This window comes from Phenylobacterium sp. (assembly GCF_044371015.1).
Taxonomy (GTDB): Bacteria; Pseudomonadota; Alphaproteobacteria; order Caulobacterales; family Caulobacteraceae; genus Phenylobacterium.
The window spans coordinates 1-11,054 of the sequence record NZ_JBILUK010000099.1 but is presented as its reverse complement, the minus strand read 5'-3'; the positions used below and the strand labels follow the sequence as shown (position 1 = coordinate 11,054).

11 protein-coding genes are annotated in these 11,054 nt (G+C 66.4%); 6 read left to right on the top strand and 5 right to left on the bottom strand.

Annotated features, from left to right (window positions below):
* The 4 genes from aat to aroQ form a co-directional block, all read right to left on the bottom strand.
* Nucleotides 1-636 (bottom strand): leucyl/phenylalanyl-tRNA--protein transferase (gene aat / locus ACIQ3R_RS09995; protein ID WP_397417947.1); only part of this gene is annotated, 636 nt, incomplete at its 3' end.
* Nucleotides 637-647: 11 nt separating this feature from the next.
* Nucleotides 648-1,994 carry an acetyl-CoA carboxylase biotin carboxylase subunit gene (accC, locus tag ACIQ3R_RS09990; RefSeq protein WP_397417945.1) on the bottom strand — a complete coding sequence of 449 codons (1,347 nt, stop codon included), beginning with the start codon at nt 1,992-1,994 and terminating at the stop codon, nt 648-650.
* A gap of 4 nt (nt 1,995-1,998) precedes the next feature.
* Entirely contained in the window at nt 1,999-2,487 is a 489-nt protein-coding gene (gene accB, locus ACIQ3R_RS09985; RefSeq protein WP_397417943.1) for an acetyl-CoA carboxylase biotin carboxyl carrier protein, read from the bottom strand.
* Nucleotides 2,488-2,510: 23 nt separating this feature from the next.
* Nucleotides 2,511-2,954, bottom strand: coding sequence for a type II 3-dehydroquinate dehydratase (aroQ, locus tag ACIQ3R_RS09980; RefSeq protein WP_397417941.1), 444 nt, complete (start codon nt 2,952-2,954; stop codon nt 2,511-2,513).
* A gap of 77 nt (nt 2,955-3,031) precedes the next feature.
* On the opposite strand from aroQ, the gene thiS reads away from it, so the two are divergent.
* Nucleotides 3,032-3,232 (top strand): sulfur carrier protein ThiS, encoded by a 201-nt coding sequence (thiS, locus tag ACIQ3R_RS09975; RefSeq protein WP_397417939.1) that lies wholly within the window; start codon nt 3,032-3,034, stop codon nt 3,230-3,232.
* A 1-nt stretch (nt 3,233) separates the two neighbouring features.
* Nucleotides 3,234-4,022 (top strand): thiazole synthase, encoded by a 789-nt coding sequence (locus ACIQ3R_RS09970; protein ID WP_397417937.1) that lies wholly within the window; start codon nt 3,234-3,236, stop codon nt 4,020-4,022.
* 9 nt (nt 4,023-4,031) lie between these two features.
* Here the strand turns inward: ACIQ3R_RS09970 and ACIQ3R_RS09965 are convergent, their stop codons facing one another.
* Entirely contained in the window at nt 4,032-5,234 is a 1,203-nt protein-coding gene (locus tag ACIQ3R_RS09965) for an N-acetylmuramoyl-L-alanine amidase (protein WP_397417935.1), read from the bottom strand.
* A 435-nt stretch (nt 5,235-5,669) separates the two neighbouring features.
* On the opposite strand from ACIQ3R_RS09965, the gene ACIQ3R_RS09960 reads away from it, so the two are divergent.
* From ACIQ3R_RS09960 to ACIQ3R_RS09945, 4 genes are all read left to right on the top strand, one after another.
* On the top strand, nt 5,670-8,273 hold the full coding sequence (locus ACIQ3R_RS09960; protein WP_397417933.1) for a ribonuclease E/G: 2,604 nt from the start codon (nt 5,670-5,672) through the stop codon (nt 8,271-8,273).
* Nucleotides 8,274-8,366: 93 nt separating this feature from the next.
* Nucleotides 8,367-9,758 (top strand): M48 family metalloprotease, encoded by a 1,392-nt coding sequence (locus tag ACIQ3R_RS09955; protein ID WP_397417931.1) that lies wholly within the window; start codon nt 8,367-8,369, stop codon nt 9,756-9,758.
* A gap of 50 nt (nt 9,759-9,808) precedes the next feature.
* Nucleotides 9,809-10,540: a DsbA family protein gene (locus tag ACIQ3R_RS09950; protein ID WP_397417929.1), complete on the top strand. Its 732-nt coding sequence runs from the start codon at nt 9,809-9,811 to the stop codon at nt 10,538-10,540.
* 73 nt (nt 10,541-10,613) lie between these two features.
* On the top strand, nt 10,614-11,054 hold a 441-nt coding region (locus ACIQ3R_RS09945), incomplete at its 3' end, for an FAD-dependent oxidoreductase (protein WP_397417927.1).

Below are 11,054 nucleotides of genomic sequence, written 5' to 3'. Positions count from 1 at the left end.
CGCTCCCAAGGCGACAGAATCCACGCCGCCTCCGGCTGAGACCCCATAGAAGTCCGCCTCGACCGCCAACGCCAGACGCAAGCGGCGGCGATACTCGGCCCGTGAAATCTCCTCAGCCCCGAGGCTGGCGAGGTGCGGTGTGAGGAACTGCGTGTCGAGCAAGCGATAGCCACCCGCGACAAGCCGCGCGACCAAGTGCACGAGCGCCACCTTCGAGGCGTCGCGCGCCCGGGAGAACATGCTCTCGCCGAAGAAGGCGCCGCCGATAGAGACGCCATAGAGGCCGCCTACAAGCTGCTCGTCCTTCCAGCACTCGACGCTGTGGGCATGGCCGCTGGCGTAGAGTTCACCATAGAGCCATTCGATCGGGCGGTTGATCCAGGTCTGCGGCCGGTCCGGAGCCGCCTCCGCACATGTCGCGACCACCCTATCGAACGCGGTGTCGACCCGCACGTCGAAGACATCGGCGCGCACTGTCCGCCCGAGCCGGCGGGAGATGCGCAGTCCGCCCAGAGGAATGACGCCCCGCCGCTGGGGGTCGACCAGGAAGGTGGATGGGTCGTCCCGCGCGTCGCCCATCGGGAACACCCCGCGGCGATAGCAATCGAGCAGGTCCTGGACGCCGAAGCCCGGCATGCGACCCCGGTCTATCCGGCCTCGGCCGCCATCCAGCGTTCCAGCCAGTGGATATCGTAGGCGCCGGACTGGATGTCAGGCTGCTGGATCAGGTCCTGGAACAGCGGAATGTTGGTCTCTATCCCGCCGACCACGATTTCACCCAGGCACCGATTGAGGCGAGCCAGACACTCGGCCCGGTCGCGACCATGTACGATCAACTTGCCGACCAGGCTGTCGTAGTAGGGCGGGATCGAGTACCCGGCGTAGAGCGCGCTATCCATGCGGACGCCGAGGCCGCCGGGAGCGTGGTAGTCGGTCACCAGGCCTGGCGAGGGGACAAAGGTCTTGGGGTTCTCGGCGTTCACCCGGCACTCGATGGCGTGGCCCTCGAAGATCACCTGTTCCTGCGTGAAGCTGAGCGGCAGGCCGGCGGCGATGCGAATCTGTTCGCGCACCAGATCGATGCCGGTGATGGCTTCGGTGACCGGGTGCTCCACCTGCAGACGGGTGTTCATCTCGATGAAGAAGAACTCGCCGTTTTCGTAGAGGAACTCGATGGTTCCGACGCCGAGATAGCCGATGGCCTTGACCGCATCGACCACCACCTTGCCGATCCTGGCGCGGGCGGCGGCGTCGATGGCCGGGGAGGGGGCCTCCTCCAGCACCTTCTGGTGGCGGCGCTGCAGCGAGCAGTCCCGCTCCCCCAGGTGGCAGACATTGCCAAAGCTGTCGGCGATCACCTGCAGTTCGATGTGCCGCGGGGTCTGGAGATAGCGCTCCATGTAGACCGCGTCGTCGCCGAACGCGGCCTTGGCCTCGGAGCGGGCGGTCTGGACGGCCTCGATCAGGTCCGCTTCGGACTTGGCCACCTTCATGCCACGTCCGCCACCACCGGCAGCCGCCTTGATCAACACGGGGAAACCGATCTCGTGGGCGGCCGCGATGGCCTCTTCCTCGGTGGTCACGGCGCCGTCGGAGCCGGGCACAACGGGGATCCCAGCCGCCTTCACCGCCTGCTTGGCGGCGATCTTGTCGCCCATAATCCGGATATGCTCCGGCTTGGGCCCGATGAAGGTGAACCCATGCGCGCCCACGATCTCGGCGAAGCGGGCGTTTTCCGACAGGAAGCCATAGCCGGGGTGAACCGCCTGGGCGCCGGTGATCTCACAGGCCGCGATGATGGCGGGAATGTGCAGATAACTCTTGGCCGCCGGCGCGGGACCTATGCAGACGCTCTCGTCCGCGAGGCGCACCCACATGGCGCTGGCGTCGGCCTCGGAGTGCACCGCGACGGTGGAGATGCCCATTTCCTTGCAGGCGCGGTGAACCCGGAGCGCGATCTCGCCCCGGTTGGCGATCAGGATTTTCTCGAACATCAGACTACTCGATGAAGGCCAGCGGCTCGCCGAACTCCACCGGCTGGCCGTCGCCGACCACGATATCGACGAGACGGCCGGCGCGGGGCGCGGGCACTGGGTTCATGGTCTTCATCGCTTCGATGATGAACAGCGTCTGGCCCGCCTCGACCGTGTCGCCGACCTTGGCGAAGGCCGGCGAGCCGGGATTGGGTTGCAGATAGACCGTGCCGACCATGGGCGACTTGACGGGCTCGCCGGCGGGCGTGGCGGGGCCTGGAGCCGCCGCTGGCATGGCCGCGACGGGCGCAGGGGCGGGCGCGGCGGCCACGGGCGCGGGCGCCGCAGCGACGGAATGGGTCACAACGGCGGCGGCGGCCCGGGCGACGCGGATCTTCAGGCCACCCTGCTCGACCTCGATCTCGGTCAGGCCAGTATCGGTCAGGATATCGGCCAGCTTACGGACCAGGCGTGCGTCGAAGGGATCGGCGGGCGCCTTGGGGGTGTGGGGCATTTCGAGTTTGGTCCTTGGTTGCTTCAGGACGAATGGGCGAGGCCCGCGGCGGCCTCCACGGCCAGCACATAGCTATTGGCGCCGAACCCGGAGACCACCCCGGTCGCGGCCAGCGACACATAGGTCTTGCGTCGAAAACTCTCGCGCGCGGCGGGATTGGACAGGTGGCACTCCACCACTGGAACGTTGAGCATCTTCAGCGCATCCAGGATGGCGATGGAGGTGTGACCATAGGCGGCGGGGTTCAACACCAGGGCGCAGGCGGCTTCACGGGCCTCCTGGATCCAGTCGACCAGTTCGCCCTCGTGGTTGGACTGACGGAAAACGATGGCATGCCCCAGCGCCGCCGCGCGGGCCTCACACAAGGCCCTCACGTCGTCCAGGGTCTGATGTCCGTAGATGTCCGGCTCGCGGGACCCGAGAAGATTGAGGTTCGGGCCGCTCAGCACATAGATCGGCTTCGGCATTCGGCTCCGCCACGCGATTCCGAGGCCTTGTATCCTTCGAAAGCCGAGGCCACAAGCAAGGGGACCGGAGCCGTCCTTTGCAATTGATCCTCAACGGAGAGCTGCGCACCTTCGAGGGCGTGACCGATGTCGCTGGGCTGGTGGCCGCCTTGGCGCTGGATGCCCGCAAAGTTGCGGTGGAACGTAATCTGGAAATCGTGCCCCGCTCGGCCTATGCCCGGACAACCCTGGTCGATGGCGACCGGATCGAGATCGTGCATTTCATTGGAGGCGGCTGACGTGGACGGCGCGCAGGTTCCCGAAGACGTGTGGACAGTGGCGGGCCGCACGTTCCGGTCGCGCCTGATCGTCGGCACCGGGAAGTACAAGGACTACGCCCAGAACGCTGCGGCGGCCGAGGCCGCAGGCGCGGAAATTGTGACCGTGGCGCTTCGGCGGGTGAATCTGTCAGACCCGAGCCAGCCGATGCTGGTCGATTATGTGAAACCGGATCGGTTCACCTTTCTGCCGAACACAGCGGGGTGTTTCACCGGCGAGGACGCGGTCCGTACGCTGCGCTTGGCGCGCGAGGCCGGCGGTTGGGATCTGGTGAAGCTTGAGGTGCTGTCGAACACGCCGCACCTGCTCCCCGACATGGAAGAGACACTGCGGGCCTTGAAGCTGCTGATCGCCGACGGCTTCCAGGTGATGGTCTACTGCTCGGATGACCCGGTTTACGCAAAAAAGCTGGAGGAGGCCGGTGCGGCGGCGATCATGCCGGCGGCGGCGCCGATCGGGTCCGGACGTGGCATCCAGAACGCGCTGAACCTGGGCCTGATCATTGAGCAATCCCGGGTGCCTGTGTTGGTGGATGCGGGCGTCGGCACCGCTTCGGACGCCACAGTCGCCATGGAGTTGGGCTGCGACGCCGTGCTGATGAACACGGCCATCGCGGAGGCGGATGATCCGATCCGCATGGCCCGGGCCATGAGGCATGCGGTGATCGCCGGGCGCGAGGCGTTCCTGGCGGGACGGATGGCGCGACGGATGTTTGGCGATCCGTCATCGCCCATGGCGGGTCGGATCTGACAGCGCCGCCTAGCGAGCCGCGACGCGCACCGGCTCGTCGAAGTGCAGATCGATCGACCTGGCCACGGCGCGCATCAAGGTCGCGCGGGCCTTCGGGTCACGCAGGCGCGCTTCGTCCTCGGGATTGTTCACGAAGCCCATCTCCAGGAGAACGGCTGGGACGTCGGGGGCCAGGAGCACCATGAAGCCGGCGTCGCGGTGGCTCCCACGGAGGAGGGGGGCCTTGCCCTCGATCTGGCTGACAAGGGTCTGAGCGAAAATCGCGGAGCGATTGCGCGTGGCGCGTTGGGTCAGGTCAAACAGGATATCCCGAACGCCCTGGTCGCCCGTGAGACTGGCCTTCATGAACCAGTCGTTGGGGCTCACGAACCGGGTGGCGCGGCGCGAGGCTTGATCCGACAACGTGTAGACGCTGGCGCCCTTGAGCGTGGTCTCCGGAGCTGAGTCCGAGTGAATCGATATGAACAGGTCGGCGTCGGCGCGCTGCGCTATGCGCACACGTGTCTCCAGGGGAATGAACACATCGGTCGAGCGGGTCAGCACCACCTTGTAGCGACCGGTGCGATTGAGCTGGTCAGCCAGGTTGAGCGCCGCCGCCAGGTTCAAGTCCTTTTCGTAGGCCACGAGGCCCTTGGCGCCCGGATCCTTGCCGCCATGTCCCGGATCGATCACCACGACTCGTTTGAGACGCAACGGCGCCTTGGCCGCGACCGGAATCGCGCCACGAAGACGGGGCGCCACGGTGGCCGGTGCGGAGGTCATCACGGCGCCCGGCGCCGCGGCCACATCAATCACATAGCGATAGTGCGAGACCCCGTCGGCGGGTGGCAGCAGAAAGCGTCGCTTCAGTTTGGCGTCACCGACCAGGTCCATGCGGAGCAGCGCGCCGCCGGACGCTTTCTCCACGGTCCAGGCGCGAACCACGCCTCGACCTGCGCCCTGCTGGGGCTGAATCGAACGAACGCTCGAAAGAAGGATTGCAACCTCGCGGCCTGCGCCGTCCGAGATGACTTTGGCGGTGGTCGCGCCGTCGAGTTCGACGACCATGCGGGTCTCAACGGCGTCGCCGCCCAGGCGGACCTTCAGAAGCCCGACCGCGTCAGCAGCGGCGGTGGTGACCAGCGCACCGGCAATGCCGAGCGCGGCCGCGCCTGCAGCGAAGATCGCCGTCCAGCGAGTCGGTCGTTCCGCGCGGTCCCGTCGCCCGAACATCCAGCCGTCCTGAAATCACGCCGCTCCACGCCGACGCAGCCGACGTGAACCCTTGTCCCATATAGAGACGTAGCGCGTGGACAAAGGCTTAACGGGGTCTTGCCGGAACCTGCTCAGCCTTCGCTTTCCTTTTGCGCCGGGGTGTTGCAATGTCGCCAAGTGCGACGACGCGGACTCCGGACCGGGGCGCGACGGCTGCGCGACAAGCCACCGCGCGTCGAGACTGTCCGGACCTCCGGCTCCGACGCGTCATCCGATCCGCGCCCGATCCGGACGCGTCGAGGACACATCCGATGAGCTGTGCAGCTCGAACAACCGCGGGCCCCAGGGCCGGACAGATCGCCGTTTGCGGCGATCGGCGGGGTTTGGCGCGCGCTTGTCCCCCAAGCCGGCAGCGCCCGGGCCCAGAGCCCCTCGCGCGCCGCGGAGAGACCTATGACCAAGACCATGTTGATCGATGCCGCTCACGCCGAAGAGACGCGTGTGGTGGTGATCGACGGAACCCGCGTTGAAGAGTTCGATTTCGAGAGCCAGAACCGCAAGCAGCTAAGAGGAAACATCTATCTCGCCAAGGTGACGCGCGTGGAGCCTTCGCTCCAGGCGGCCTTTATTGAGTATGGTGGAAACCGGCACGGCTTCCTCGCCTTCAACGAAATCCACCCCGACTACTACCAGATCCCTCACGCCGACCGTGAAGCTCTGCTTGCGGAGGAGGCTGAGGAGCATGACGAAGACGAGCGCCCGGTGCGCGGGCGTCGTGGCGCCGCCCAGGACACGGAGTCGACGGGCGACGATGAGGACGATGTCGATAGCGCCGGGTCCGATGACGATGACGACGTCATGGACGAGGAGGTCGAGCGCCGTCGCCGCCGCCTGATGCGGCGCTACAAGATCCAGGAGGTGATCCGTCGCCGGCAGATCATGCTGGTTCAGGTCGTCAAGGAGGAGCGCGGCAACAAGGGCGCGGCGCTCACGACCTATCTGTCGTTGGCCGGCCGCTACGGTGTCCTGATGCCCAACACGGCCCGGGGCGGCGGCATCAGTCGCAAGATCACCACCATCACGGATCGCAAACGCCTGAAGACCGTGGTGGCCAGTCTCGATGTGCCCAAGGGCATGGGTCTGATCGTGCGCACCGCCGGCGCCAAGCGCACCAAGGCCGAGATCAAGCGCGACTACGACTATCTGCTCCGACTTTGGGAGAACATTCGCGACACCACGCTGCATTCGATCGCGCCAGCGCTGATCTACGAGGAAGAGGATCTCGTTAAGCGCACCATTCGCGACCTCTACGACAAGGACATCGACGAGGTCTGGGTGGAGGGCGAGGCCGGCTTCAGGGAAGCCCGCGAATTCATGCGGATGCTGATGCCGAGCCAGGCCAAGAAGGTCATGGCCTATCGGGAGCCGACGCCGCTGTTCGTGAAGCATCGGGTCGAGGATCATCTGGCGCAGATCTATTCGCCGGTCGTGCCCTTGAGGTCGGGCGGCTATCTGGTGATCAACCAGACCGAGGCCCTTGTGGCGGTGGACGTGAACTCCGGCCGCGCCACGCGTGAGCGGAACATCGAGGCCACCGCGCTCAAGACCAACCTTGAGGCCGCCGAGGAAGCTGCGCGCCAACTGCGGCTCCGCGACCTTGCGGGACTGATCGTCATCGACTTCATCGACATGGATGAGTCGAAGAACAACAGGGCGGTCGAGAAGAAGCTCAAGGACGCCCTGAAGGATGACCGCGCCCGGGTGCAGATGGGTCGGATCAGCCCCTTCGGCCTGATGGAGATCAGCCGCCAGCGTCGTCGCAGCGGCGTCCTGGAGGGCACGACCCACGTCTGTGAGCACTGCGGCGGAACCGGACGTGTGCGTTCGGTGGAGTCTAGCGCGCTCGCCACGCTGCGCGCCGTGGAGATCGAAGCCCTGAAGGGTGGTGGCGAGGTGACCCTGCGCGTGCCGCGCGCTGTAGGCCTCTACATCCTGAATGAGAAGCGGGCTCATCTGGCGCGACTGAATCAGGCGTTCAGCCTGTTCGTGACGGTGATCATCGAAGACGAAATGTCTCATGCGGAACACGTCATCGAGCGCACCTCGATGGAGGTGCGCCCGGATCATGCTGCGCCGCCCGTCACGGCTCTTCAGCCCTATGCGCCGCACTCCGATGACGAGCTCGAGGACGTGGAAGACGAAGCGTTCGAGGACGAGGAAGAAGACCCGGGCGACGACGAGCCTGACGCCTTTGTCTCTGAGTCGGATGACGATGAAGATGACGCGCCGCGCGCCCGTGGCCCGCGCTCGGAGGGCGCGCGCGACGACGAGGATGGCGGCCGACGCGGTCGCCGGCGTCGTCGCCGGGGTGGTCGTCGAGACGACGAACCCCGCGCCGAACGCGCGGAAGCGGATCGACCCGTCGCAGAGCGTCCGGCTCGCGCGGATGACGAAGATCGCGACAGTCGACGCCGCCGTCGCGGTCGACGCGGCGGGCGGCGGTCGCGGGATGACGTCCGTCCCCAGGACGCTTTCTCCTGGGTGCGCCCCTGGGTGCCCTATGGCGACGATCCCTTCGTCTGGTTTGACCCGTCCGAGGACATGAAGCTGTCCGAGGCGACGCCGACGCGTGCGCCAGAGAACGCGCCGATTGCCAAGGGCTCGCAGGTCGAAACCGACATCTGGGTTGAATTGCCTGCGGTGGAAGAGACGCCGCGCCGCAACCGCCGCGCCCGCGGCCGGGTTCGCCAGGCCGAGGAGCCTGACGTCGCGACGTCGGAGGCGTCGCCGGTCGAAGTCGTAGCCGCAACGGAGCCTGTTGTGGATGCGGCTCCAGAGGCCGCGGCTGAGCCAGAGACCCCGCCGGCTCCCGCCCGTCGCAGCCGCGCGCGCAAGGCGCCGGCCTCAACGGTGACTGAGACGGTCGAACCTATCGCGTCCGTAGCGGAGCCTGAGCCGGTTTCGATCGAGCCGCCGCCGGCGCCGGTCGAGCCCGATCCGGCCGAAATCTCGGGCCCGCCGCCGGCGCCCAAAAGAGGCTGGTGGCGTCGGGGCTAGCGGGGGAAGCGTGCGCGAACCGGCTTTTCCTTTGACGGTTCGCGCGTTAGCTTCTGTTCGACGGGGGCGTCGGTATTGACGAGAGCACGAGCGATGGCGTCCCCCCTGCGGCGTGCGACCCGACTGGCGGCCGCCACGGTGATGGCGGTTGGGCTCTTTGCCGGGGCCGGCGAGGCGCGGGCTCAGTCGCTGATCCGCGATACCGAAATCGAAGCGATCCTGGCGAAGAACGCGGAGCCGATCCTTCGGGCCGCCGGCATGGATCCAAAGTCGATCGAGATCTTGATCGTGGGATCAAAGGACCTGAACGCCTTCGCGGGCCCTCGTGTGATGGGGTTCAATACGGGCCTGATCCTTGAAGCCGATGACCCGAACGAACTGCAAGGCGTGATCGCTCACGAAGTCGGTCACCTTGCGGCCGGCCATAGCGTTCGATCTGGTGACATGAACCAGGCCGGGATGCGACCGTTCTTGTTGACCATGGGCCTCGGTGTGCTCGCCGCCCTGGCCGGTGCTCCGGATGCTGCGGCAGGGCTGGCCGGGAGCGCCAGCTACTTCGGCACCCTGGGCGCTTTAGGCTACAGCCGCGAGCAGGAAGCGCGAGCCGACCAGGCCGGGGCCATGCTGCTCGACCGCGCCGGCCTCTCTGGACGCGGCCTGGCCGAGTTCTTCGACAACTTCCGATACCAGGAGGTGTTCGATCAGGCGCGCCGCTTCGCCTATTTCCGGAGCCATCCGATTTCGTCGGACCGGATCGAATCTCTGCGGCGAAAGGTGCAACAACAGCCTCACTACCTGGCGAAGGACAGTCCCGAAGCACTGGCCGAGCACGCTGTCATGAAGGCCAAGCTGGATGGGTTCCTGAACCCGCAGGTGGCCATCACCAAGTATAGTGAGAAGGCGACGGACTATCCCTCCCGTTACGCGCGAGCCATCGCCTACTATCAGTTGAAGGAGCCTGATCGGGCGCTGAAGCTGATCGACGCGTTGCTGGGCGAGCAGCCGGAAAACCCTTATCTGTGGGAGCTTAAGGGCCAGATCCTGTTCGAGTTCGCGCGCACGGCGGAAGCCGAGGCGCCGCAACGACGTTCCGTGGCGCTGATGCCCGATGCGCCGTTGCTGAGGATCAACCTGGGTCAGACGCTGATCGCACTCGATGACAAGGCCAAGATCGCGGAGGGTGTCGCCGAACTGAACAAGGCGCTGACCCAGGAGAGTGACAACCCGGTGGCTTGGCGGATGCTGGCCGAGGCCCACGACAAGCTGGGACAGGATGGGTTGGCGCGGCTGGCGACTGCGGAGTTCTATTTCCACATTGGCGACAAGCGGCAGGCTTTGGTGTTTGCCATGCGCGCCCGCGAGAAACTGGACCGCGGAACACCGGAATGGCGACGCGCCACCGACATCGTTCTGGTCGCCGAACCTTCCCGCGACGAGATGCGGGAACTGGCCCGCGAAGGGTCCACCCGCCCGGCGCGGCAATAGGTGTGAACCCAGGGGGTGATCGCCACCGTGTTCTCGCCTATTTGAGACCCATGAAAGCCGCACTTCTCCTCGCCGCCGCTGTCGTCTTGGCCGGCTGCCAGCAACAGGCTCCCGACGCCGCGTTCGGCGCCAAGGTGCGCGCCTATCTTCTGGAGCACCCAGAGGTTATCGAAGAGGCCGTAGGCAAGCTGCAGCAGACCCGGATGCTTGAGCAGGCTCGGGCTCGGGCCTCGGATATCGAGCGCTATCGCGAGCAGCTGGAGCGGGATCCGCGCGACTTTGTGGTGAACCCGAACGGCGCGTTCACCCTGGTGCAGTTCTTCGACTACCGTTGCGGCTACTGCAAGGTCGTCGCGCCTGAGATTCTCAAGCTCGCGCGTGAAAATCCAGACGTCCGGGTTGTCTTCAAGGAGTTTCCGATCTTCGGCGCCGCATCCGATAGCGCCGCCCGGATCGCTCTTACGCCCCAGGTCAAAGCCAAGGGGGTCGATCTCCATCAGGCCATGATGGCCGATCGTGGACTGGATGAGGCCGCCCTGGACGCCCACCTTCGACGTGTGGGCCTTGATCCCGCCGCTGTCCGACGGGCCGCAAGCAGCCCCGGCATTGCGGCGCAGATCCAGGAGACCCGCCTGCTGGCCCAGGCCCTGGGCCTGGAAGGAACGCCGGCCTTCATCGTCGGCGACTATCTGATCCCTGGCGCCGACATGAACGCCGTGCGGGCCGCATTGGCGCGGGTTCGAGCCGGGGGCTTGAAGAAGCCGCCCTCCGCGCCGACCTGATCTGTTGAGGAGCGGCCCCGACGTCAATCGGAGGCTCTGCTAAGAGGGCGCCCGCGATGTTGAGGAGTCTGGGATGAGTGAGCGCGTGCTGGTGATCGGCGCGGGAATGGCGGGGCTCTGGACCGCCATGGCCTTGTCAGGCCCCGGCCGGGAAATCACCCTCCTGGAGCGCGATCCTCCACCGCCGGAAGGCGGTCCGGATGCGGCGTTCGAAAGCTGGCGGCGGCGCGGCGTAGGCCACCTCAGACACAGCCACGCCTTCCTGGCCCGGCTGCGGACTCTGGTCCGCGACGAACATCCGGGCCTCCTCAAAGCCCTGCTTGACGGGGGCTGCCGGGAGCTCGGCTTCGAGGGCGGGCTCACCCCAGCCCACAAGGCCAACTATACGCCCAAGCCCATCGATGCTGATCTCGCAATCCTGACCAGCCGGCGGACGACGCTGGAAACCACCATGCGCAGCTATGTGGAGGGCCTGCCGGGCGTCGCGATCCGGGGTGAAACCTATGTCGAGGAT

Excerpts from the sequence above, each read along its gene's own strand:
- accC (WP_397417945.1), bottom strand. The coding sequence starts at position 1,994 with ATGTTCGAGAAAATCCTGATCGCCAACCGGGGCGAGATCGCGCTCCGG.
- accB (WP_397417943.1), bottom strand. The coding sequence starts at position 2,487 with ATGCCCCACACCCCCAAGGCGCCCGCCGATCCCTTCGACGCACGCCTG.
- aroQ (WP_397417941.1), bottom strand. The coding sequence starts at position 2,954 with ATGCCGAAGCCGATCTATGTGCTGAGCGGCCCGAACCTCAATCTTCTC.
- ACIQ3R_RS09965 (WP_397417935.1), bottom strand. The coding sequence starts at position 5,234 with ATGTTCGGGCGACGGGACCGCGCGGAACGACCGACTCGCTGGACGGCG.
- ACIQ3R_RS09960 (WP_397417933.1), top strand. The coding sequence starts at position 5,670 with ATGACCAAGACCATGTTGATCGATGCCGCTCACGCCGAAGAGACGCGT.
- ACIQ3R_RS09955 (WP_397417931.1), top strand. The coding sequence starts at position 8,367 with ATGGCGTCCCCCCTGCGGCGTGCGACCCGACTGGCGGCCGCCACGGTG.
- ACIQ3R_RS09950 (WP_397417929.1), top strand. The coding sequence starts at position 9,809 with ATGAAAGCCGCACTTCTCCTCGCCGCCGCTGTCGTCTTGGCCGGCTGC.